General features: G+C 47.2%; 27 protein-coding genes. 8 read left to right on the plus strand and 19 right to left on the minus strand.

What is annotated here, in order from left to right:
- Positions 1-269 precede the first annotated feature (269 nt).
- Together UNITIG_RS17740 and UNITIG_RS17745 are read right to left on the minus strand one after the other, a co-directional pair.
- Positions 270-1,112, minus strand: coding sequence for an SDR family NAD(P)-dependent oxidoreductase (locus UNITIG_RS17740; protein ID WP_101759708.1), 843 nt, complete (start codon positions 1,110-1,112; stop codon positions 270-272).
- 96 nt (positions 1,113-1,208) lie between these two features.
- Entirely contained in the window at positions 1,209-1,673 is a 465-nt protein-coding gene (locus tag UNITIG_RS17745; protein ID WP_101759709.1) for a PaaI family thioesterase, read from the minus strand.
- A 142-nt stretch (positions 1,674-1,815) separates the two neighbouring features.
- Here UNITIG_RS17745 and UNITIG_RS17750 point away from each other — a divergent pair, with 142 nt between their 5' ends.
- Positions 1,816-2,952 (plus strand): helix-turn-helix transcriptional regulator, encoded by a 1,137-nt coding sequence (locus tag UNITIG_RS17750; protein ID WP_101759710.1) that lies wholly within the window; start codon positions 1,816-1,818, stop codon positions 2,950-2,952.
- A gap of 164 nt (positions 2,953-3,116) precedes the next feature.
- A complete protein-coding gene (locus tag UNITIG_RS17755; RefSeq protein WP_159931201.1) occupies positions 3,117-3,962 on the plus strand; it encodes an ABC transporter substrate-binding protein in 846 nt (281 codons plus the stop codon).
- A gap of 72 nt (positions 3,963-4,034) precedes the next feature.
- On the opposite strand, the gene UNITIG_RS17760 is transcribed toward UNITIG_RS17755, so the two are convergent.
- The 11 genes from UNITIG_RS17760 to UNITIG_RS17805 all read right to left on the minus strand — a co-directional run bounded on the left by UNITIG_RS17760 (position 4,035) and on the right by UNITIG_RS17805 (position 11,755).
- Positions 4,035-4,451: a nuclear transport factor 2 family protein gene (locus UNITIG_RS17760; RefSeq protein ID WP_101759712.1), complete on the minus strand. Its 417-nt coding sequence runs from the start codon at positions 4,449-4,451 to the stop codon at positions 4,035-4,037.
- Positions 4,452-4,497: 46 nt separating this feature from the next.
- Complete coding sequence (locus tag UNITIG_RS24555; protein ID WP_235015479.1) at positions 4,498-5,466, minus strand: FAD-dependent oxidoreductase; 969 nt, start codon at positions 5,464-5,466, stop codon at positions 4,498-4,500.
- Positions 5,466-6,626: an NADH:flavin oxidoreductase gene (locus UNITIG_RS24560; protein ID WP_235015480.1), complete on the minus strand. Its 1,161-nt coding sequence runs from the start codon at positions 6,624-6,626 to the stop codon at positions 5,466-5,468. Before UNITIG_RS24560 ends, UNITIG_RS24555 begins: the two co-directional genes overlap by 1 nt.
- Before the next feature lie 82 nt (positions 6,627-6,708).
- Positions 6,709-7,554, minus strand: a complete 846-nt coding sequence (locus tag UNITIG_RS17770; RefSeq protein ID WP_101759713.1) for an alpha/beta fold hydrolase — start codon at positions 7,552-7,554, stop codon at positions 6,709-6,711.
- Between the two features lie 214 nt (positions 7,555-7,768).
- A complete protein-coding gene (locus UNITIG_RS17775) occupies positions 7,769-8,335 on the minus strand; it encodes a hypothetical protein (protein ID WP_101759714.1) in 567 nt (188 codons plus the stop codon).
- A gap of 29 nt (positions 8,336-8,364) precedes the next feature.
- The gene (locus UNITIG_RS17780; RefSeq protein ID WP_101759715.1) at positions 8,365-8,823 is read right to left on the minus strand and encodes a 5'/3'-nucleotidase SurE; all 459 of its coding nucleotides are present in this window, start codon (positions 8,821-8,823) and stop codon (positions 8,365-8,367) included.
- A gap of 303 nt (positions 8,824-9,126) precedes the next feature.
- Positions 9,127-9,933 (minus strand): SDR family NAD(P)-dependent oxidoreductase, encoded by an 807-nt coding sequence (locus tag UNITIG_RS17785; RefSeq protein ID WP_101759716.1) that lies wholly within the window; start codon positions 9,931-9,933, stop codon positions 9,127-9,129.
- A 90-nt stretch (positions 9,934-10,023) separates the two neighbouring features.
- Positions 10,024-10,404 carry an amidohydrolase family protein gene (locus tag UNITIG_RS17790; RefSeq protein WP_159931202.1) on the minus strand — a complete coding sequence of 127 codons (381 nt, stop codon included), beginning with the start codon at positions 10,402-10,404 and terminating at the stop codon, positions 10,024-10,026.
- A gap of 138 nt (positions 10,405-10,542) precedes the next feature.
- Positions 10,543-10,773 carry a hypothetical protein gene (locus tag UNITIG_RS17795; protein ID WP_101759717.1) on the minus strand — a complete coding sequence of 77 codons (231 nt, stop codon included), beginning with the start codon at positions 10,771-10,773 and terminating at the stop codon, positions 10,543-10,545.
- Positions 10,760-11,209, minus strand: coding sequence for a hypothetical protein (locus UNITIG_RS17800; RefSeq protein WP_101759718.1), 450 nt, complete (start codon positions 11,207-11,209; stop codon positions 10,760-10,762). The genes UNITIG_RS17795 and UNITIG_RS17800 overlap by 14 nt, the downstream gene beginning before the upstream one ends.
- A 252-nt stretch (positions 11,210-11,461) precedes the next feature.
- On the minus strand, positions 11,462-11,755 hold the full coding sequence (locus UNITIG_RS17805) for a hypothetical protein (protein WP_101759719.1): 294 nt from the start codon (positions 11,753-11,755) through the stop codon (positions 11,462-11,464).
- Positions 11,756-11,934: 179 nt separating this feature from the next.
- Between UNITIG_RS17805 and UNITIG_RS17810 the strand changes: the two genes are divergently transcribed.
- Complete coding sequence (locus UNITIG_RS17810) at positions 11,935-12,951, plus strand: YheT family hydrolase (protein ID WP_235015481.1); 1,017 nt, start codon at positions 11,935-11,937, stop codon at positions 12,949-12,951.
- A 103-nt stretch (positions 12,952-13,054) separates the two neighbouring features.
- Here UNITIG_RS17810 and UNITIG_RS17815 read toward each other — a convergent pair whose 3' ends face one another.
- Genes UNITIG_RS17815 through UNITIG_RS24565 form a run of 3 tightly spaced genes read right to left on the minus strand, consistent with a single transcriptional unit; the run spans position 13,055 to position 15,316 of the window.
- Positions 13,055-14,116, minus strand: a complete 1,062-nt coding sequence (locus tag UNITIG_RS17815) for an acyl-CoA dehydrogenase family protein (protein ID WP_101759720.1) — start codon at positions 14,114-14,116, stop codon at positions 13,055-13,057.
- A 13-nt stretch (positions 14,117-14,129) separates the two neighbouring features.
- Positions 14,130-15,071: an acyl-CoA dehydrogenase family protein gene (locus UNITIG_RS17820; RefSeq protein ID WP_235015482.1), complete on the minus strand. Its 942-nt coding sequence runs from the start codon at positions 15,069-15,071 to the stop codon at positions 14,130-14,132.
- Positions 15,041-15,316: an acyl-CoA dehydrogenase family protein gene (locus UNITIG_RS24565; RefSeq protein WP_235015483.1), complete on the minus strand. Its 276-nt coding sequence runs from the start codon at positions 15,314-15,316 to the stop codon at positions 15,041-15,043. Before UNITIG_RS24565 ends, UNITIG_RS17820 begins: the two co-directional genes overlap by 31 nt.
- A 338-nt stretch (positions 15,317-15,654) precedes the next feature.
- Here UNITIG_RS24565 and UNITIG_RS17825 point away from each other — a divergent pair, with 338 nt between their 5' ends.
- From UNITIG_RS17825 to UNITIG_RS24570, 3 genes are read left to right on the plus strand one after another with little or no spacing between them, the layout of a single operon-like run.
- Entirely contained in the window at positions 15,655-16,101 is a 447-nt protein-coding gene (locus UNITIG_RS17825; protein ID WP_101759721.1) for a Zn-ribbon domain-containing OB-fold protein, read from the plus strand.
- 24 nt (positions 16,102-16,125) lie between these two features.
- Positions 16,126-17,088 (plus strand): lipid-transfer protein, encoded by a 963-nt coding sequence (locus tag UNITIG_RS17830; RefSeq protein WP_235015484.1) that lies wholly within the window; start codon positions 16,126-16,128, stop codon positions 17,086-17,088.
- A 35-nt stretch (positions 17,089-17,123) separates the two neighbouring features.
- Positions 17,124-17,312 carry a hypothetical protein gene (locus tag UNITIG_RS24570; RefSeq protein ID WP_235015485.1) on the plus strand — a complete coding sequence of 63 codons (189 nt, stop codon included), beginning with the start codon at positions 17,124-17,126 and terminating at the stop codon, positions 17,310-17,312.
- Between the two features lie 74 nt (positions 17,313-17,386).
- Here the strand turns inward: UNITIG_RS24570 and UNITIG_RS17835 are convergent, their stop codons facing one another.
- Complete coding sequence (locus tag UNITIG_RS17835; protein WP_101759722.1) at positions 17,387-17,803, minus strand: hypothetical protein; 417 nt, start codon at positions 17,801-17,803, stop codon at positions 17,387-17,389.
- Between the two features lie 186 nt (positions 17,804-17,989).
- Between UNITIG_RS17835 and UNITIG_RS17840 the strand changes: the two genes are divergently transcribed.
- Complete coding sequence (locus UNITIG_RS17840; RefSeq protein WP_159931203.1) at positions 17,990-18,958, plus strand: pentapeptide repeat-containing protein; 969 nt, start codon at positions 17,990-17,992, stop codon at positions 18,956-18,958.
- Positions 18,959-18,973: 15 nt separating this feature from the next.
- Here UNITIG_RS17840 and UNITIG_RS17845 read toward each other — a convergent pair whose 3' ends face one another.
- Together UNITIG_RS17845 and UNITIG_RS17850 are read right to left on the minus strand one after the other, a co-directional pair.
- A complete protein-coding gene (locus UNITIG_RS17845; protein WP_101759724.1) occupies positions 18,974-19,492 on the minus strand; it encodes a nuclear transport factor 2 family protein in 519 nt (172 codons plus the stop codon).
- 6 nt (positions 19,493-19,498) lie between these two features.
- Positions 19,499-20,434 (minus strand): NAD(P)-dependent oxidoreductase, encoded by a 936-nt coding sequence (locus UNITIG_RS17850; protein WP_101759725.1) that lies wholly within the window; start codon positions 20,432-20,434, stop codon positions 19,499-19,501.
- 144 nt (positions 20,435-20,578) lie between these two features.
- Here UNITIG_RS17850 and UNITIG_RS17855 point away from each other — a divergent pair, with 144 nt between their 5' ends.
- Entirely contained in the window at positions 20,579-21,277 is a 699-nt protein-coding gene (locus tag UNITIG_RS17855) for a TetR/AcrR family transcriptional regulator (RefSeq protein ID WP_145999220.1), read from the plus strand.
- Positions 21,278-21,285: the final 8 nt, after the last annotated feature.

Raw genomic sequence — 21,285 nt, forward strand, 5'->3', positions numbered from 1 at the left:
CCTGCTATTGAATAATATTTAGCTAAGCTGTTCGACAGTGTAAGCGACTAGTTTAATGACCAATTTACGTTAACGCCCTATTTTCAACACCCGGTATATGGCCTTACTGTGAACCCTACGTGTAAAAAAACCGGCCAATACCCGCACCAATGAGCTGACTTTCCGGGCGCTGTCGAAGCGTGCAAGCATAGCTAACGCCATCCCGCTTAGCACTGTGGATAAAGGCCAAACTTAATTAACATCTAAAACTAACGTGCATAAGTCGAGTACTACTCTGTCACTGTGTAAAGTTGATACTCGGGGTTTTGACTGGCGATTATTTTGTCCATTCGCTGTTGGTATTCCGGCTTGAAGTCTTCATGGGTGAAAATCCAGAACTGCCTGACCTGAATAGCAGCAAATACCCGTTCAGCACATTCCGCGGCCGACATCCCGGCGGCAATACCATCAGTAAGAAAACCCATCAGTTGATCATTGGCCTGATCCGACACCGCCGACTTTATTTCCCGCGACTGCCCTGACTGAGCAATATCGGTAGCAATAGGACCGGGACACAAAACAGACACACTGAGCTGCGCGCCGATACTCTGTAATTCATAGTGCAAGGTCTCAGTTAATGCCACCACAGCTTGCTTACTGACGGTATATGGTCCCATTAGCGGTGCCGCTAACAAACCAGCCAAGGAAGACGTATTAACGATATGACCCTCAGTCCCCTGCGCTAACATTCTGGGCACAAAACTGCGGATACCATGGACTACGCCCATTAAATTGATATCCAATATCCAACGCCAGTCGGCTACTGAACGCTCCCAGCTAAAGCCACTGATTAACACTCCGGCGTTATTAAATAACACATCTACTTGGCCGAACCGTTGATAGGCAGCATCGGCCAGCGCATCCAGTGCTTCGGGTTTTGAGACATCGGTTTTCATCACCAGGACATTGGCGCCTTGCGCACTCAATTCCTCACGTAATTCATCCAGGCGCTGCTGGTTAATATCAGCCAGCACCAGCGACATACCTAAACCCGCGCCCTGTTTTGCGAGAGCATACCCAATACCGCTGGCCGCCCCGGTGATTACTGCAACCTTACCCTTAAACTCTTGCATGCTCGTTCCCCGCCATGATTAAAAACTCATCAGGTATACTAACGCGATTAATTTCCTGTACATCGTCAATATGGACTAGCCCCAATTGCTGCAAGCCTAACTCCACATTTTTCTGACCTCGTCAACGCTCATGCCCGCGGCAGCCTCGAGATTATTAGGTCGTTTAAAAATACCACTGCCACCCACCTTCACTTCTTCGGCGCTACGCACTATCCCTTTGGTAAAACCCATGGTGTTACTTAGCTTTAAACATTCACAATCGGTGTACAACCACTCACCTTCTTTAGTAGAAGCCATATAGTCGATATTAATATTGATTGTCGGAGTACCCGTGTATTTACCCTGTGCATGGCCAACAAGCGTAGCAAAGGCGATATCCAACAAAGTCATATACACAGCACCATGAACAATACCCATCGAATTCAGGTGCTTCTTCTCAACCCGCATGCCAATACGCGGACCATCGTCATCAATCAGCATATAAACCGGCGCAAAACAGTCATTAAAACTATTATCAAGCGGCAGTGGTTTAAAACCGGCGGGAGGCTGAAAATCGCTCATCGTATTATTCTCGCTATACTATTTTATTGGTTGAGGGCGTAATGTTGGCTGTTATTAATGGTAGCGACAAGCCGCGCAGAAACAACTTAACAATTGATCATCTTTGCTAGCCAAGCCCGGCAAGGCTGTTTAAGCTAAGCCCATGACAACCTCCTCACTGACCAACATCAACAATTTAAGTGCGCTACTACAGGCACTCTACGCGGGCCCGCTGGAAACCATTCCCTGGCAATATTTTTTGCAAACCATTCGCACAACATTGAATGCCGATGGCGCTATTTTAATTTTGCGCCACCCCTCCGAACATGATTTTGGTGCAATGATCACTGATGGTTTTCCCGAGTTGGGGCAGAAAAAAAATACACTGTACTCTGAAAATTTATACACGCTCGACCCTTTTGTTAACTTACCCGCCGGTAAAGTAGTGACACTGCAAGAACATATTGGCAGTGATGAGCTAAGCAACAGCGCGTTTTACCAACAAGCACTGCAACCTTTTGGGATTTTTCATTTACTGGGTATCGATATTTATGAACCTGGCGGCTTTAAAGCCAGCTTTAGATTAAGCCGCCGAGCTGAACATAAACCATTTGATCAGCAGCAAAAGGATTTTTGTGCACTATTAATTCCGCATCTGCAACAGGCCATAACCATTCACAGCCGCTTAAACGAGCTGGAATCTGAACGCTCGCTGTATGCCAGCGCAGTTGGGCAAATGTCGGTCGCCACCCTCCTGTTGAATGACAAACAACAAGTCATCAAAACCAATGGCATCGCCAAACAATTATTGGCGCAAAAAGATGGGGTGAAGCTGCGTGCGAATAAACTGGAACTGGATAATAACCATGCCAACACCCAACTCCGTGAAATTATAAACAAGGCCCTACAAGAGCAACCATCCTGTAGTCTGGTGCAAGCCATGTCGGTGCCGAGGACAGCGGGCAAATCACCACTCGGCTTAATCATCCGCCCTATCCCTATCAATGAATGGGCAGAGGATCAATCCAATCCCACTATTGCTATTTTTATCAGTGATCCGGAACAAAAATCCCAGGCCTCCCAACACATTTTGTCACAACTGTTTAACCTAACCGCTGCCGAATCACGGCTGGCATTATTGCTGGCCAACGGTTTAAGTTTGGATGAAGCCGTTGCAAAGCAAAACATCAGCCGCAATACCGGCCGGGCACATCTGCGTTCAATCTTTGCCAAAACCGAAGTTAAACAGCAAACTCAATTAGTAAGCTTGATACTAAAAAGCGTGGCAAGCCTGGGCTGAGTGAGTTGACTAGTTTTTACCACCAGCCAAACCGCTAAACTCTCAATTTATACAGACAAATAGAAGCCTCAAGATGGAAGCCAGCCGCATGGCCATAGGCATTTATACCTATATCTAGATAACATTTAATAAACTAGATTTACTAAATGATTAAGTTAAATACTATGAGCTATCGAGACCTACATAAACGCCTTGCCAGTGCGCTATTACTGATTGTCTCTAGCGGTGTTCTAGCCAGCGATAGCAACACAGTGTCTATTGGTGGCTTACCGGATATGGCCACCGCGCCTTATATCTGGGTTGACAGTTGCAACCGTGAATTTCGTGGGGTGCTCCCCCATCTTGCGAATAAAGCACTTTCAGAAGAAGGCTACAGTGTCAGTTATCAACCGCCTATTCCTGTCGATAAAGACGCCTGGCAGAAAGCGATTACCGGGTTACAAACCGGTGGTTACGATATTTCTATTGCCATGTTTGACCCTCCAGCTGCAGGAATTGTAATAGGGAAAGAGCCGATTATTTACCAAAAAACATCGCTGGTAACGCGCAAGGGTGAATCGCTCAACCTGAACAGTGCAGAAGCATTAACGGGTACCCGTGGCATAGTGCTTGATGCCGAAGAATATGGTTCTGGCTATCACCTGCTTACGCAATTAAAAGAAAAAGGCAGTGAAGTATTTAACACCATTAAAGCCATTGAAGGATTTAAAATGCTAGCGGCGGGCACTATCGATTATATTGTGGGTGACCATTATTATTTATTGGGTGTCAGCAAAGTAATGGGCAATTACGGAAATTTATCGATCACTCAACAAGGCCAAGGCAAAGGCCTCTATGTTGGCGCCAGAATCGATGGCCCCTATGCCAATTTACCTGCAGCGCTGGATAAACATTTTATCGAATACCGTAAAAGCGGCTTACTCGATAAGTTCAGCCGCGAATCTTTACTACGCTGGATTCGTGAAGACTGCGAAAATAATTCCGGTGACCAAGCGTTCAATCCGACATAACGACAGCCTGAGCGCCAAGTTATCTCAAGCTGTAGTTTTAGTCTCGCTTATAAGCTGTTATTAACCAGAAAACTAAGCGGCCCCGGACAGTTGTTCTTCCAATTTTTTCCATTCCCAATGCGCTTTCAATGAAGTCAGCATCCCTTCATCGTTTGCCGTATACACCACAATCATATATTGGGTAATCGCCAAATCATCTGTAATTTGATTCTTTAGATACACTAAATTTGCACAGGAATCCCCGGCAGGAATCGAGTGTTGAATTTCAAACTCAACTAAATTGGCAGTAGCCATATGTTTATCATAAAAGGCACTGATGGCTGCCTTACCATTATGGCCTAAGCCAGTGGGATCCATCGGTGAAACACCAACGGGATCCATCACCACGGCATCGTCGGTGAACATCCCCAGCCAACCCTCGCGGTTTTTAGTTAAGGCATACTCTTTTGACTTCATACTCATTTCTTGTGCTTTGTAGCAATTACTCATTTTTATACTCCTCTATGAAAAATTATTGACACTATTTTTATTTTTGCTAAATTTCCCGACCCACTTGATGACCTTGGTGCATAGCCCCTTCGATATAACTGACACCACCACAGTCACCAATTTGCGTGAGCGGTATGGATAAATCACTTAACTGGGATGCTAAATCATGATTCGCTGTCGCACCTACTGCCAAGATAACGCTATCGGTTGATACCACAGCAGCTTCACCCGCCACACTATAAGTAACTGAGCCATCGTTGATTGCCGCCACTGTAACGCCAGCAATCAAATTCACCTGATGCTCTTTCAATGTATGTAAGACGCGCCAACGGCGAACAATCGATAACTCCACACCGAATTTTTCGCCCTCTTCCAGCACCGTCACAATACGGCCACGCTCAACCAGGAACTCGGCCAATTCCACGCCAACCAATCCCCCACCAACAATGACTACTCGCTTACCCAGTGGCATCCATAATTTACTCAATTCACGCATTTTAGCCGCACTATCAGTCACGCTAATTACACTGCCCGCGGTCATCATCGCTCGCTGTGTTATTGACAATTTTTTCTTGGCGATCGCGGGGTCTTCACCAGTCAATAATTTTCGCAACTCATCGCCACTGAAAACGTTTTTTCCTTCCGCACCGGGAATAGCAGGAGCATCTCGCTTAGAGCCGGTGGCGATCACCACCTCGTCCGGACTTAATTGCTTGACCAACTCCTTGTCTACAAGTTGTCCCAACTTTAACTCAATCGGTAATTGCCGCACTTGACGCTCAAGGTATTCCACCAATCTGGCATTTTCTGCATAGGCCAGCGAAGAGAAAAAGACCGTGCCACCCAAACGCTGCGAACGCTCACAGAGCGTTACAATATGGCCTCGCAACGCAGCAACTCTGGCCGCCTCCATTCCGGCAGGCCCACCACCGACGACCAAAATATGCTTTTTCTCTAACGCTGGAGTCAAGACGCGCTCATCTTCAAAGGCTGTTTGCGGGTTAATAGCGCACATCACCGACTTATTAATAAATATCTGGCTAACGCAGGTATAACAGTAAATACAGGGCGTATATCACCGGCACGGCCCGCTGACAATTTGTTCGGTAACTCAGGGTCGGCCAATAATTTGCGCCCCATAGCGACAAAGTCGGCCTTGCCCTCAGCAATAATTTTATCGGCGAGTTCTGGTTCAATCCGCCCCACAGCAATAACGGGTATTGATATCCGCTGCTTGATACCCGCCGCAAAATCAACAAATCCCGCGGGCTTTTGTACCAGCGGAGCATCAGTAAACGCAACACCAATCGCAGGGTTGCCATAAGCACTCACATGAATGGCATCAGCACCTGCGGCCTCGGCAATTTCAGCGGTGCGTTGAGCATCAGCAAACACGATACCGCCTTCCACCCGAAATTCTTTGGCATCAATCCGGCACCACACTGGAAAATCTGCACCCACTTTTTGCTTGACTGCCTGAATCACTTCAACCAATAAGCGCGCACGGTTTTCTAAACTACCGCCATAGTGGTCTTCACGTTTATTGATATTCGGCGATAAAAATTCTGACAGGATATAACCATGACCGGCATGTAACTCCACCGCATCAAAGCCGGCGCGTTTGGCGCGATCAGCCGCCTCGGCAAACTTTTCCACCAACCAATCTATGTCGCTCTGAGTCGCCACTTTATAAGCAACCTTAGCCCCCTCAGCGGTATAGTTAGATACGAAAGCAGCCATCTCGGCAGGCGTTAACGCTTGCATCATATCGCCGCTTTGGTGAGGCGGAATCGAAGGCACCAGCATTGGCCTACCGGCAGCAATATCACAAACCGCCACCTTGCCCGCATGCTGTAGTTGTATAGCCGCTTTACACCCGTGTTGATGCACTCGCTGGGTCAGCGCTTGCAAACCGGGTAAGAAAATATCATCCGAAACTGCCACTTGGTTGGGATTGCAGGAACCTTCCGGCCAAGTAATGGCACCAACCCCCACGGTGACCAAACCAGCCCCCCCCTTAGCCCGCTCTTCGTAGTAGCGCTGAATACGCTCGCCACAATGGCCATCTGCCTGTGCCAAATTAGAACCCATAGGCGTCATTAAAATACGGTTACGCAACGTTAGCTTGCCAATATTGGCTGGCGATAGCAGGTGCGAAAAGGTAGTTGTAGCCATAATGAACGCCTTGGTTTACTTAGTGACCAGCATAGGCAATTACTCTCTCTATCTCCTCACCCAAACAGGCTAGTAGTGGTAGCTACTCTGCTAGCAGCTGCCGATTAAGAAAGTCTGTCACTGCACTGGTAAAAATATCATTGCGATCGCCCGCCACCATATGCCGCGCATGTTCAACATCAACATATTCAGCGTGGGGAGCCAACTGCATAAATTCATCGACTTGCTGTTGCGTCACTACATCACTCAAGCGACCGCGAATCAGCAACATAGGCACTTGAATATTTTTTACGGCATCACTCATGCGATTAGGGTTAGCCACCCGATCTTGCTTTACATTAAAAAAATCAGGATCCCAGTGCCAATAATAACGGCCATCACGCAGGCGCAGGTTCTTTTCCAAGCCCGATAGGTCATCACGCCGGGGACGACCGGTAAACTGCGCAATAAAATCAGCTGCCTCCTCAAGATCAGCAAAACCTTCTTCCATATGCGTATTCATAAAAGTGAAGATATGTTCAACCCCCTGGCGATTTAAATTTGGAGTAACATCGACCAACGTTATCGACGCGAATAAACCCTGTTCAAATTCACCAGCACTGACCATAGCCGATAAACCACCCAGTGACGCACCCACGACATGTGGTTTCACCTTAAAACTATTGGCAATAACCTGCATATCACCGCCAAATTCGTCGAAGCTGTAAATACCCTGCGGTGACCAATCGCTATCACCATGTCCGCGATGATCATAGGACAGCGTAAACCAACCCAGCTCAGCTAACTTTGCTGCGGTGCCGCCCCATGAATGCCGTGTTTGCCCACCGCCATGAGAAAAAATTACCGGCGGGTGGCTGGGGTCACCCCAACTATCGGCAACCAAGGTGACGCCATCGGCGACAGAGAAAGTCATAGGTGTGGGACGCATACAATAAACTACTTAATTATCTGGGCTACCTGTATATCAGGCTACCAGTGTAATCAGTATGAGAGGGTGTCACCATTACTAAAAGTTAAAGGCAATAGAAGAGTAAACTCGATTTTAGAGAGTGAAACCTTGCAGCAAGAGCCGCCGCAGCATTTACTCGCAATAAAAAAGCCTCTGAATAGAGGCTTTTGATAAGTTTAAGCAGTTAACAATCTTAACGCCATCTAGGACACCAGAATATTTCTACTGCAGCAGAAGATTTTAATTTGCACGCAGTGTAATTGGCTTTAAAACTGGTAAACAACGAGGCATCGATATTGCCGTCCACAATCACTATTGTACTATAGCCATAAGCGAAGGCATGCCCTTCATCATTTAGGTCCGGGCTAAAGTATTCTTCAGGAACCGGTTGACCTAACTGCGCGGCGGCCAAGAAGTCATTCGCGTCACTATCCAAAACTAAACCACCGTCACCATCAGGTTTAATTAATAAATCAAACGCCTGATCATTACCACTGCGTACGATGCGTACGCCTTTAGGGGTAAAAGCCCCGGAAGGTACATTCACATTCAAGCCCAAGCCATCGGCCAAACCATCGTCACCTAAATCATCAATCAATGACACTACCAACGCAGCCGCTCGATCAGCACCAATATGGGAATTAACAATTGACTGTCCGTACAGCTGCTGTAGCTGTTGACCCAACGCAGCCGCTGCCGCGTAATCGCCGGCAGCCAAAGCAGCATTCAACTGATCATTTAACTCGCCTACTGCGCGCAATGTACCGATATCCTGACCAACACTTATTGCTATGGATGGTACCCTCGACGCAACGCAAACATCGCTGCACCTACGGTGCCTGAAGCATTGGCAAAACGCGCGATATTTTCACCATCATTGATCCCGGATACGACTAAATCAATGGCTTCACCTTCCGGCAAAACGGCGGGGAGTAAACCGAATAAACCGGCACTTACGGCATCCGCTGGTGTTCCCTCAACCGCCCACTGCTTACCGCCGACATACTCAATAAAACCAACAGACTCACCGTAGTGGGTGTTAATACCACCACTTTTACCACTTTGATTTTCTGCCGGTGCCGACACATAAACCGTATGACCTGCTGACTCCAGCGCCGACTGCATCGCGGTAATGCCATAAGAACCGTAGCCATCATCATTGGTTAACAGAATATTCAGCGCGGATACCGGTAGTGCCACCGCAGTGACCGCTGCGACCAAAGCCGCCTTTTTCATTACATTCAACATGCTCTTTACCTCTCAAGTTTTATTGTTTTTTTACAGCTAAAGAAATTCCAATCTTCAGATTTTAACCCAATGCTACAATATAGTATTACGATGTAGCTCGGCGGATACTACATAGTAATATCTTGCAATGTCAAATTTTATTACAAAGTAGTATTTACAAGATAACAAAGTGAGCGCGGATAATAACGACAGGCTTATGTTTTATAGATAATCATCAGTATCAGGCAGGCATAAAAAATGCCGCAAAAAAGCGGCATAACATATAAAAACCAAGCGATCACACTATGGCGAATCCGGTTCTATCTAAGCCAATCCCATCAATTCAACCAGACCATGATTGTGTCCAGCAGTATAACCCCCATCCACAGCCAGCGATTGGCCGCTGACAAAAGATGAATCTTCCGACGCCAAAAAGAATGCGGCACCAGCGATTTCCTCTGGTTTACCCAGCCGCCCAAACGTTGATTCGTTGGTGACTGCCTGCTTATAGTCGGCCATAAAATCATGGTCTATAGTCGCGCGCAACATTTCAGTATTAATAAAGCCGGGACAGATACAATTGCAGCGAACACCTTTGCGGCCATAATCCAGCGCGACATTTTTAGTCAGTAAGACCACGCCACCCTTGGAAGCATTATAAGAGCTACCGCCTTCTGAACCGATCAACCCTTCAATACTGGCAACGGTAATAATGCTGCCGCCACCCTGCTCCATCATTTGTGGCAGTACTGCTTTAATCGATAAAAATGTGCCCTTTAAATTAATATCCAACACTTTATCCCAGGCGTCTTCAGTCACCATATGGACTGGGCCGGCATCAGCAATACCTGCGGCCGTCATTAGCACATCGACACGCCCCCATTCCGCTACAGCCAAATCAACCGCCGCTTGTTGCGCCGATAAACTGGTGACATCACCCTGCACAAACTGGGCGCTGGTCAGCGCCTCTATTTCACTCCACTTAGCGCATGGGTTGAGGTCGAAGCCTAAAATTTTAGCCCCTTCAAAGGCAAAACGTTTGGCACAGGCGAAACCAATGCCAGAGGCTGCACCGGTAATAAAAGCAACTTTACCCGCAAGGCGTGGACTCGAAGAAGATTGTTCAGACATGGTAATAACTCGTTAAATTTTATTATGTTAATTAAACGTGAAATTGAATACAGCGGCTAACAATAGCCGCTGTGGTAAATCGGTGGTTGATCAAGCAGCGATCGTGGGCGCAGGCTGCGCCCCCCGCACCAAAGCGCCCGGTACTGCGCCGGTATACTGACCATTCTCCATAATCACTTCTCCACTAACAATCGTCGCGATATAACCATCTGCCCCCTGAAACATACGACGACCGCCAGCAGGTAAATCATTAATAATTTGCGGGGCATGAACTTGTAATCGATCGAAGTCAATAATATTTACATCCGCCTTCATACCGACTTCCAGCGTGCCACGATCCTCCAGACCAACGCAGCGAGCCGTATCATGGGTATGTAATTTCACCGCCCACTCCAGTTCAAACTTTTTACCGCGGCTACGATCTCGTACAAAATGCGTCAGCATATAAGTGGGCACACTTGCATCGGACAACACCCCAATGAGCACCGGTATCCGCCAAACTGATCACCGTACTTTCATCTTCCAACATAATTTGCTGACGGTTTAAATCACCAGCGCTATAGCCAAAACACGGGAAGTAAATGACATTTTTGCCATCGTTTTTCATCATCACGTCATAGGCATATTCGGCCGCAGGTATGCCCGCGCTTTTGCTTTAGCCGCAATACTGTCTTCCGGGGCTGGCTCATAGTTTGGTGGCGTACCCAGTTCGTAAAGTTTGTCCCAACCGGCAATAATCGTATCCATAAACTCATCACCCAATAAAGGCGCAGGCTCAGACAATATCGTTTTGCGGAATTCAGGATCACGCAGGCGTACTAATCGATCAGCCGGCTCCATAATCGATAACTCGGCATAGCTGGGATTGAAACTGAATGGGTGGATGGTACTTTCCCAGCTGAGTAATAAATTCACCGGACGGGCACCTACATGAGGAATTAATCGCGCTCCCTTTTGCGGCTTCTTTGACATACTGTAATGTTTCACCACCTTTTGGCCAGTCTTCCTCCTCGCGGAAAAACATCACAAAATTAATTTGGCATTTATTCTCTATCGACAGACGCTTCAACAAATCCATCTCTTGTTCCCAGTTGTTCCAATCAGAAACAACGCCATAAATACCTTTACCCAACTCGCCTATGGCTTTGCCGATGCCTAATATTTCAGCCTCATCGGCATAAGTACCCGGCATGGGTTGGTCCAAACGAGTGGTGTGTAATTCTGTCCGTGAGGTAGTAAAACCGAGTGCGCCGGCATTGATTCCGCCCCTTAACAATTTCCATCATTTGCGCCACATCGTCTTCGTTAGCCTGTTCATTATTTGTGCCGCGATCACCCATCACATAAGTACGCACTGCGCAGTGAGGTACCTGTGCACCGACGTCAATGGCGCGGGGAAATTTTTCCAGCGCATTTCAGGTATTCAGGGAAGCTTTCCCAATCCCAACTAATACCTTCGTGCAAGGCGGCACCCGGAATATCTTCAACATCCTCACACACCGAAATCAATTGATCCCGCGACTCTGCATCAGGTTACAGGGCGCAAAGCCAATACCGCAGTTGCCCATAATAATAGTGGTAATACCGTGGTTGGCTGCCGGCTACACAGTGGGTCCCAAGTCGCCTGACCATCCATATGCGAATGCACATCTACCCAACCCGGCGTGACCAGTTGACCGTTGGCGTCGATGGTTTTACTGGCACCGCCAGTGACTGTCCCTATCGCTGAAATAATGCCATCCTTAACCGCAATATCCCCCATAAAGGCCGGCTTACCGGTGCCATCAACAATCTTGCCATTTTGAATAATCAAGTCGTACATACCAAAAAACCTCGTAGCGCTAATTCAGCAGCCAAGCATACTCCCTTGCTAAAACGAAAACAGCGATCAAAACCGATAGAAATATTATTTCTTGTTAACCTTTTTAAAAGTGTGATGTCAGGGTTTCCGTCAAACTGAACTGCTCTCTATTACCTCTCTATAGCGCCTCTGCTAAACTAATGTCCAGTTTTGACTACTTCCATCAAGAGTTCGCCACCTCAATGCAGCCTTTCCTACCCTCCACTTTATTTAAAAACCCGCATATCCAATCCATCTGTGCCAGCACCGGACCTCGCAAGCTATTAGTGCGTCGTCGCGCAAGCGCATTAATGCGTGCGTCCAGCACGATTGTGCTCGATTGTGACCAGGGGATTCGTTTACAAGGTGAGTATTCGCCTCAACCGAATAGCTCGAAAGGGTTGGTAATCATGATTCACGGCTGGCTGGGCTGTAATGATTCGCTGTATTTATTATCACTGGGGGCCACATTATTTGCTGAGGGCTATACTATTTTTCGGCTGAATTTACGCGACCATGGCGATAGCGCTCACTTGAATCAAGGGCTGTTTAACTCTACCCGCCTAGAGGAAGTCGTGAATGCCGTACGTGCTATTCAACAACAATTTCCACACGACAATAATTATCTATGTGGATTTTCTTTAGGCGGAAACTTTTCTTTGCGGGTTGCTGCACAAGCACCTGACAATAATATTCGTTTGAATAAGGTAGTCGCTGTCTGCCCGGTAATAAACCCGAGTAAAACCAATCGCAACCTGAACGAAGGGCCTATAATTTATCACCACTACTTTCGCAATAAATGGCGGCGTTCGCTACTAAAAAAACTGGATCATTTTCCCGACTATGATTACCGCGAAAAACTTAGTCTTTTTAAAACACTGGATGAAATGAATCATTATTTTGTCCCCAATCATACTGAGTACGATACGGTAGAAGACTATCTGCAAGGTTACTCAATAGGTGGGGACTATTTGGCCGAGTTACAGATTCCCTGCCATATTGTCAGCAGCGAAGACGACCCGGTAATTATGGCAGAGGATCTACAGGAGTTGCCCGACAATAAAAACCTCCACATCGAGGTGACTCGATTTGGAGGTCACTGTGGTTTTATTGAAGGCTTTAATTTAAACAGCTGGATTAATCCACGAATCGCCGAAATTATTGCACAATCCACCTGACTAAACCCACTACATCCCAATGCTATAATTTAACTACAAAAAGCATCACCCGCAGCAATGCGCTGCCCCAGTGCCGCTAATTGTTGCGCCGAGCTGCCTAGCATCATTTCATTGTGTCGCGCCCATAAACATAATCGCCACAAGGGGTAATCGCGATCAATGCCCATACCCCATGCAAATGCTGTGAAGCATAGCTCACCCGGTGACCGACATCCCCCGCCCAGATTTTTGCAATATGTACTTCGTTGGTTGCGTCGCGGCCACTATCTAACAACGACACCGCCTGATAGGTGTTAAGCCGTAAACTTTCGACATCAATAAAGCAATTCGCTGCGCGATGCCCTACTGCCTGAAACGTCGCGATGGGTACTCCAAACTGTTGCCGCTCAGCAGTGTAACTTGCGGTCATGCGCATGGATTTATCCGTCACGCCTAATTGATGTGCACAAATTGCTGCACTGGTACGCTCGCTAATCCACTGCATGGCCGCGCTACCTTCAGCCTCGGCAACTAAAATATCCGCAGCGGCTACTGTGACATTATTTAGATTCAGCTCAAACTGCGGCTCATAAGTGGTGACTTTTACTTCGGTTAAACTGACTCCGCTAGCTTTCGGGTCCACTAGCACTACGACAACACCTTTAGCAGTTGCAGCCGACAGTAAAACCCGCTCCGCATGATCAGCAAAAGGGACACAGGTTTTAACCCCGTTAAGCACCACACCATCGGCAGCGCTGGTAGCCGTTACCGACAAGGGCGCGCCGGCATTTTCATTCAACATTTCCATCAACGCCGCAGTTAATATCAACTCACCACTAGCTGCACCTGGCAACAATCGCTGTTTTTGTTCAGCGCTACCGAAATGCTGGATGGCCGAAGCCGCTGATACCAAATGCGGAATGACCGGCACGGGCGCGATCGAGCGACCAATTTCTTCAATAAACAGTGCCAGCTCGGTAAAGCCAAACCCCATTCCGCCATACTCTTCCGCCACTGCCACGCCTAATAAACCAGCTTCAGCCAACTGCTGCCACAAAGCTTGGTCAAAGCGCTCATGTTTAAACTCATCGTACTCAGCCAATTTTTCTGGCAGTACTTGTTCGCTCAAAATCTGTCTAGCCAGATTTTGTACGTCTTTTTGTTCGTCATTAAATCCAAAGTCCATCAGTCAAATCCCCTTAGCGCGATGCGCGCGGCATCCACAGCCCCGCTGCAGAAATAATATCGCGTTGAATTTCATTGGTACCACCACCAAAGGTGATAATGGATGCGGTGCGGTATAAACGCTCGATACGGCCACGTAAAATGGCACTGCGTTCTGATTCACCTTTAATCAATCCAGCCTGCCCCATAATTTCACCCATCATGCGATAGGCTTCGATAAAAAATTCCGAGCCATACACTTTCGCAGCAGAGGCATCCGCCATTTCCAAATTACCTTCAGTCATCGCCCATGCCTGCTTATAGGCGATTAGCTTTAACACTTCCGCCCCGGCGCGAATTTTGGCTAAATTCATTTGCACCCAAGGTTGATCAATTACCTTGCCTCCGGCGGGTAATTCCGTTTCCTGCGCCCACTTAACCAAGATATTGAACATCTCGGCAGTCGGACCGTAATTTACCAAACTTAAACGCTCGCGATTCAACTGCCCGGTAATTAATTTCCAACCACCATTAATTTCGCCAACCCGGTATTTATCGGGGACGCGAATATTGTCGTAATAGGTCGCATTGGTGCGAACCCCGCCCAAAGTGACGACAGGTGTACAACTCCAACCTGGATCAGAGGTCGGCACCAAAAACATAGTGATGCCTTTATGTTTTTTAGGGTTGTCATTATCGGTTCGACATGCCAACCACACCCAATCACAAAAGTGCGCCAAACTAGTCCACATTTTTTGACCGTTGATGACCCACTCGTCACCATCTTGTACCGCCTGTGTTTTCACTGCAGCCAAATCCGTGCCAGCACCCGGCTCGGAATAGCCGATCGCAATCAGGCATTCACCCGCCATAATTTTTGGCACGATTTCGGTTTTTTGAAATTCATTACCGTGGGTCGCTAACTGTGGCCCAACCGCTTCTGTAGTCAGGAATGGAAAGGAGTAGCCTGCGCGCATACATTCTTCAACGAAGATAAACTGCTCGATAGGACTCTTGCCTTTGCCCCCAGCTCTTTTTCCCAGCCCAGCCCGATCCAACCATCGCGCCCCATCTTAGCCAGCGCAGCCTTCCATAAAGGGCCACCCCCCTCACCCATGGTTTCCTCGCTTTCAAGCTTTAACTCCGGCGTCATTATTTCCTTGAAATAGGCCCGCAGCTCTTTACGCAGCTCGTCCTGTTCCGGTGTAAATTCGACTTTCATGGTCATCCTCAAGGTAGAAGGCTTAACCCAATACAGGCCAAACCAGAAATTACTAACAACGGCTTATACTAAGGCCTAAGGTAAATTGAACAAGTGCAGAAACTGTCACCGCACTGACAAATGAGATCAGCCCGCCAGGCACCACTCTCAACCAGAGCGCAGCGTCTGCGAACAAGTACTAAAAACAAAATATACCCACTATAATTACGCAAAATAGAAGATAGTATTTACATGATAGCCATATTGCGTAACTTGCAGATCACAATATCCAGTAGTATGCTAGCTCGGCTTTGAGATCCCAACCACACTCAGGGCTTCATTATCAGCGGAGAATCCACATGAGCGATAAGCCTCAACTAGCCGCCATCGAAGGCTGGCACACCATGGATGTCGATCAGCCCCATTTGATTGGCAGCTGCTGCACTGAATGCGGCACTTACTATTTTCCCAAGCAATCCAATTTCTGCAAAAACCCTCACTGTGACAGCACTGCTTTTGATGAAGTGCAACTGAGCCGCACCGGTAAAGTCTGGTCATACACAAACGCTTGCTATAAGCCACCCGAGCCTTTTGTCGCCGCCGAGCCGTTTGAGCCATACACAATCGCTGCCGTCGAGCTGGCAAAAGAGCAGATGATTGTATTAGGCCAGGTCATCACTGGAGTCAGTGTCGACCAGCTAAAAGTGGGCGATGATATGGAATTGGTACTGGAAGTATTACACGACAGCGAAGACGGTGAGAAACTCACCTGGAAGTGGAAGCCAATGGCTTCTGCCTCTGCTTAATTTAACGAGAATCAGGAGAAAACCATGAGTAAAGATATAGCGATTCTCGGCGTCGGCATGCACCCTTGGGGGAAATGGGGTAAAAACTTTGTCGAATACGGCGTCCATGCTGCCCGTGCCGCGCTAGCTGATGCGGGGGTGCACTGGAAAGAAGTCCAGTTTGTCTCCGGTGCTGCCACCATGCGCTGTGGTTACCCAGGTTATGTTGCCGGTGCTACTTTTGCCCAGGCTTTAGGTTGGCAGGGTGCGGAAGTCAACACGTCGTATGCTGCTTGCGCCTCTGGCTCACAAGCACTCGCCGCCGCTCGGCAGAAAATTTTGTCCGGTGAATGCGAAGTGGCATTGGTGGTGGGCGCAGACACTACACCAAAAGGTTTTTTAGCGCCCGCCAAAGGTTATCGCCCGGAAGACCCTGATTGGGTGCGTTTTTATTTAGGCATCACCAACCCCAGTTATTTTGCACTCTACGCTCGCAGACGGATGGACTTGTACGGCGACACTCAGGCCGATTTTGCTGCCGTGAAAGTCAAAAATGCAGCCATTGGCGCACTGAACCCCAATGCCCGTTACAAAAAAGCCTTTACGGCTGAAGATGTCGCTGCATCGGCCATGGTGGCAGACCCTTTACGACTCATGGATATTTGCGCCACCTCCGATGGCGGTGCCGCAATGATTGTATCCAGCGTGGAATACGCCAAAAAAATTGGTAAGGGCGACGCCCCCAGAGTGGCAGCCATTTCAACCGTCACCCCAAGCTTTGCCAATGCCGTGGTAGAAATGCCGGACATTGCAACGGATTCAGCAGCGGCTGCAGCCGTTACCGCACAAAGTTTTCGCGCCTCATTACCGCTTAAAGCTTATGAGCAAGCAGGCATCGGCCTGAAGATATCAGCCTGGCTGAAGTTTACGACTTATCAACCGCACTGGAGCTGGACTGGATTGAAGACTTACGGCTATGTGAACGCGGTACTGCGGCACAATTATTAAGGGCAGGCGACACAGCCATAGGCGGCAGAATTCCGGTGAATTGCTCGGGCGGTCTAGGCTCTTTCGGTGAAGCAGTACCCGCTCAAGCGCTAGCACAGGTGTGCGAGCTAACCTGGCAGTTACGTGGTCAGGCCGGGGATCGACAAGTCGCTAACGCCAAAGTCGGAATCACTGCCAATCAAGGTTTATTTGGCCATGGCTCTTCGGTGATTGTTAAAAAGTAATGCCACAGCTTACCCCACAAAAAAGCCGCAACTGTATTACAGTTGCGGCTTTTTTATTTTACTAAGGGTAACGCTTAGATAGAAGAAGCAGTATCCGATAGCTCTGGCGCAACAGATAAAGCGTAATCCTCTGTAATCAACTCATAAACTGAAGTCAATTTATTAACGCCCTTCTTCATAGTGGCCAAAATGTAATAATTCTTGCCTGGCTGAAGCTCTATCTTCAGCGGCTTATCTTTATAAAAATTACTATAAATTACAGTTTCACCAGCAGCCACAGTAAATGTTTTAGCCGTATTAACCTTAAATCGAGCCAGGCTCTCACTTCCAAGGTATACATTAAAATTGGTGCTACGAGTTTTCGTGGATTCTGCACCGCGAATGACGGTTAATGTTGCCGTATCTTTAGTTTGCAGCTCGGCAACGGCATTAAACGAAAACAACGTTACTGCCGACAATAAAGTAATAAACACTGTTTTAAATAATTTCACTATAAATCTCCATTACGCCTTTGGCGTTTCATCAAATGTCGAGTTATGTACGGCGAGCTTAGGTATTAAGATCACACTTTTTTTGCATTTTATTTTCAACTATTGTTATAACAATAAAGCAGCAGCGGTTAATAGCTTGCACTGGCTTCGGCTTGGTTTACTATCAATTGTTATATGGAGGCCACAATGACTGACACCAACGCTAGCCTGGATCCCCCTCAGTACTGCGATGAAGACACTGAGCATCAGTACTGGATTACTCCCAATACCGACAAACTGGGTAAGGGCACCCGCCAACGACTGGAAGCTTGGATACAAGATCACCATGACCTCAGTGGTTTTATTTTACGCCGCTGCGATCTCAGTGGAATCAACCTTGCAAGAACTGCAGAACATCCAGAAGCTTTTCAATTTTGTAATGCCGACCTCTATCGCGCCGATTTTTCCAATGCTCACCTCTATTCTGTTGATTTCAGCAGTGCGGTACTGATGAAAGCCAATTTTGATGGTGCCAATTTACACGGTGCCAATATGGAGAATGCTAATTTATTAGGGATTAGCCTCAATAAAACCCGACTTGACAATGTGCATTGGGGCGAGCGAGTGCTACAGGAAAAGCAAGCTATCGCCGCCGAAAAAAAAGGCGATGAAGCACTGGCTAAAGAGCTCTACCAGGAAGCCGAAGAAACCTATAGAAATTTACGTATCAATTTAGAAAAAGCGGGACTACCTGAAAATGCCGGGCACTTTTTCCATCGAGAAATGGTGATGCGACGCCGGCAACTACCCTTACTATCAGTAGCACGGGGACTCTCTTTACTGGTGGATTTATTCTCTGGCTACGGCGAAAAACCACTTCGTGTAGTGTTCTTTTCAATGAGTTTTATTTTACTCTGCGCCTGCATTTACTTTTTTTCTGCAGGTATTCTATATCAAGGAGTGGAACTGGGCTTTAACAGCCAGACATCAGTTGGCGAAAATTTCAGCCAATTCATATCCTGCTTGTATTTTAGTGTTGTGACCTTCACTACCCTTGGCTATGGAGATATCACTCCATTGGGATCAACCAGAGCATTAGCGGCCATTGAGGCCTTTGGCGGTAGTTTTACCATGGCTTTATTCGTGGTGGTATTCGTAAAAAAAATGACCCGCTAGCACTGCAAGCTGATATTAACCAGCTTGTTTTGAGGGATCATCTAACTCAGCAGGCGCATTACGGCCAGCAAAGATAATCTTCGCCATGGCATCACCCACATCCATTAATTGCGTTGAGGTAACATGAAAAGTGGTTGCAGTCATCTTCCACTGACCAGCAATTTTTTGATACTTATCATCATAATAGCCGCCTAACTGAGTCGCTACTTTCTGCTTGGTATCAATCATAAAATAATAAAGACTCCACAAGCCTTTAGCATGAGTACTATCCAATAAATCAATTCGTGGATTTTGCGCATGATGCATTTCCACAATGTGCTCAGCGCAGGCCAGCTGCGAAAAAATATCCACCAGTTGTTCGCGATCGGTATAAACTCCAATCCGGCCATAATCAATATGCACCTGCCCCTCTGCAAAACATTCACGAACATGTTCCGGCTGCTTATGATCACAGAAAAAAAAGTAATCATATTTCAATCGCTCAATCGCCGCTATATCTTCTAATGCCGTAATGCGTGCTTCGATGTCAGACATATAAACTTAACCCTGCTTGTTGATTAAAACTTCCGGCGCTAACTTTTCTAATTGCCGCTTAATACCCTGTTTCCAATCCACTGCTGTTTCACCAATCAATGAATGCATTTTTTCTGTATCAATACACAGACTGCCAAAGGCTTTTGGATTGTTTTTAAAGATCGGTTCAAAACCCGTCAGCTCGCTGATATAGGCACACCATTCTTCAATACTGGTACGCTGTGATCCACCAAAGTTTACTGTCGTCACCTCCGGAGTAGCTGCCGCCAATAAATAAGGAATTTTTGCAATATAGTCATCAGCGTGTAGTAAATTATAATAATTAGGCGCGTCTGGATGTACTTCAATCGGAATACCGCCTTTCATCATCAACATATGAAAATACATCCAGCCGCCATTATCACCATAAGGCACACTCAAACGAGCAATCGTGGTCGGGATTTGATGCTGGCGGGCAACGAAGCGACACACTGTTTCGGCAGCAATTTTGGCAATACTGTAAGTGGGGAACATCACCCGGTGATTATCTCCCAAGGGGTCAGTTTCTTTTCTTGGTTCCAGGCCATCGTATTCATAAACCGCTGTTGAAGAAAAGTGCAGTATTGCCTTGGCGCTTTTGCAACGGGTCATTAAGTAACCAATGCCTTCACCATTCGCCGCCAGGTCGTAATCAAAGTTACCGCTCTTCACCACCGCAAAATTTAGTACATAGTCGAAGTCATCAGGAATCGACATAACACTCCTGGCATCAGCCAGATCGGCCTGCAAGGTTTTAGCCCCGAGCGCCTCTATGACCGCCCTATCTTCAGCCTTGCTAAAGCGAGCAAGCGCATAAACATCAGCAATACGGGCAAAATGCTCAACTACCGGCAGGGCGACTTGCCCAGTGGGACCAGTAATCAGAATTTTTTTCCCGGTTAAATCAACAGGTGTGACAGCCATAATATTCTCCTTAACAACAGCTTAGCGCCCCAAGCTTGGATAACTACTGTAAACAATTGCCCGTAAGCATACCCCCTCCATCTGGGTGAAGCGCAATAATAACGTATAGTGGTTATAAAACTGGGATTTCAATCCGCGCCAAAAGTGGCTACAATTGCCGGTTCAATAATTCAAACCAAGCAGACTAATTTTCAGCTGCCGAACAGCGCTAAATACATTCAGGACACTCCATTGCAACCCTCAGCACAGCTCACTAACAAACCCAAACCGACTTACTCCAAGCGAGAAGCATCGCGCCGCCATATCATTAATGCCGCTCGCGATTTGGTAATGGAACTTGGCCACGCCAACGTTACCATGACGGTAGTCGCGGATCGCGCCAATGTGTCACGGGCAACGCTCTACCGTTACTATTCGACTAGAGAACAACTCTATAGTGATGTATCGATTCAATGGGGCATGAATTTTGTTGACCATATGCGGCAAAACCCACCTCAGGGCGGTACAGTAGGCGAACGTATCTGTATGGTTATTCGCGAGACAGTGAAAGCTTCAGCCGATCACCCCAAGCTAATGGCCGCCCATATTTCAACAATGATTGCCGACGCCGAATCGCTGCAGGTAGATCAACGTCAATTAAAGACGCTAATGCCCGGCATCATCAATAGTGCCGTGGGTAAAGTAAAATCAGATAATTTGGAGCTGGCAGCAGACACCTTGCAACATGTGCTGATATCCAATTTAATTTTGCTTAACGCCGGTAAGACCCAAAGTAGCAAAATCATTCAACAGATGGAAAAAATTGCCTCTCGTTTGCTTGATGATATCTGGGATAAACCCTGAATAATTAT

The sequence above is a fragment of the Oceanicoccus sp. KOV_DT_Chl genome, from assembly GCF_900120175.1.
GTDB lineage: Bacteria > Pseudomonadota > Gammaproteobacteria > Pseudomonadales > Dasaniaceae > Oceanicoccus.

What these genes read in the sequence shown, in the direction of transcription:
- UNITIG_RS17740 (WP_101759708.1), bottom strand. Translation starts at nt 1,112, where the DNA reads ATGCAAGAGTTTAAGGGTAAGGTTGCAGTAATCACCGGGGCGGCCAGC.
- UNITIG_RS17745 (WP_101759709.1), bottom strand. Translation starts at nt 1,673, where the DNA reads ATGAGCGATTTTCAGCCTCCCGCCGGTTTTAAACCACTGCCGCTTGAT.
- UNITIG_RS17750 (WP_101759710.1), top strand. Translation starts at nt 1,816, where the DNA reads ATGACAACCTCCTCACTGACCAACATCAACAATTTAAGTGCGCTACTA.
- UNITIG_RS17755 (WP_159931201.1), top strand. Translation starts at nt 3,117, where the DNA reads ATGAGCTATCGAGACCTACATAAACGCCTTGCCAGTGCGCTATTACTG.
- UNITIG_RS17760 (WP_101759712.1), bottom strand. Translation starts at nt 4,451, where the DNA reads ATGAGTAATTGCTACAAAGCACAAGAAATGAGTATGAAGTCAAAAGAG.
- UNITIG_RS24555 (WP_235015479.1), bottom strand. Translation starts at nt 5,466, where the DNA reads ATGTGCGCTATTAACCCGCAAACAGCCTTTGAAGATGAGCGCGTCTTG.
- UNITIG_RS24560 (WP_235015480.1), bottom strand. Translation starts at nt 6,626, where the DNA reads ATGGCTACAACTACCTTTTCGCACCTGCTATCGCCAGCCAATATTGGC.
- UNITIG_RS17770 (WP_101759713.1), bottom strand. Translation starts at nt 7,554, where the DNA reads ATGCGTCCCACACCTATGACTTTCTCTGTCGCCGATGGCGTCACCTTG.
- UNITIG_RS17780 (WP_101759715.1), bottom strand. Translation starts at nt 8,823, where the DNA reads ATGTTGAATGTAATGAAAAAGGCGGCTTTGGTCGCAGCGGTCACTGCG.
- UNITIG_RS17785 (WP_101759716.1), bottom strand. Translation starts at nt 9,933, where the DNA reads ATGTCTGAACAATCTTCTTCGAGTCCACGCCTTGCGGGTAAAGTTGCT.
- UNITIG_RS17795 (WP_101759717.1), bottom strand. Translation starts at nt 10,773, where the DNA reads ATGGAGCCGGCTGATCGATTAGTACGCCTGCGTGATCCTGAATTCCGC.
- UNITIG_RS17805 (WP_101759719.1), bottom strand. Translation starts at nt 11,755, where the DNA reads ATGTACGACTTGATTATTCAAAATGGCAAGATTGTTGATGGCACCGGT.
- UNITIG_RS17810 (WP_235015481.1), top strand. Translation starts at nt 11,935, where the DNA reads ATGTCCAGTTTTGACTACTTCCATCAAGAGTTCGCCACCTCAATGCAG.
- UNITIG_RS17815 (WP_101759720.1), bottom strand. Translation starts at nt 14,116, where the DNA reads ATGGACTTTGGATTTAATGACGAACAAAAAGACGTACAAAATCTGGCT.
- UNITIG_RS17820 (WP_235015482.1), bottom strand. Translation starts at nt 15,071, where the DNA reads ATGCGCGCAGGCTACTCCTTTCCATTCCTGACTACAGAAGCGGTTGGG.
- UNITIG_RS24565 (WP_235015483.1), bottom strand. Translation starts at nt 15,316, where the DNA reads ATGAAAGTCGAATTTACACCGGAACAGGACGAGCTGCGTAAAGAGCTG.
- UNITIG_RS17825 (WP_101759721.1), top strand. Translation starts at nt 15,655, where the DNA reads ATGAGCGATAAGCCTCAACTAGCCGCCATCGAAGGCTGGCACACCATG.
- UNITIG_RS17830 (WP_235015484.1), top strand. Translation starts at nt 16,126, where the DNA reads ATGAGTAAAGATATAGCGATTCTCGGCGTCGGCATGCACCCTTGGGGG.
- UNITIG_RS17840 (WP_159931203.1), top strand. Translation starts at nt 17,990, where the DNA reads ATGACTGACACCAACGCTAGCCTGGATCCCCCTCAGTACTGCGATGAA.
- UNITIG_RS17845 (WP_101759724.1), bottom strand. Translation starts at nt 19,492, where the DNA reads ATGTCTGACATCGAAGCACGCATTACGGCATTAGAAGATATAGCGGCG.
- UNITIG_RS17850 (WP_101759725.1), bottom strand. Translation starts at nt 20,434, where the DNA reads ATGGCTGTCACACCTGTTGATTTAACCGGGAAAAAAATTCTGATTACT.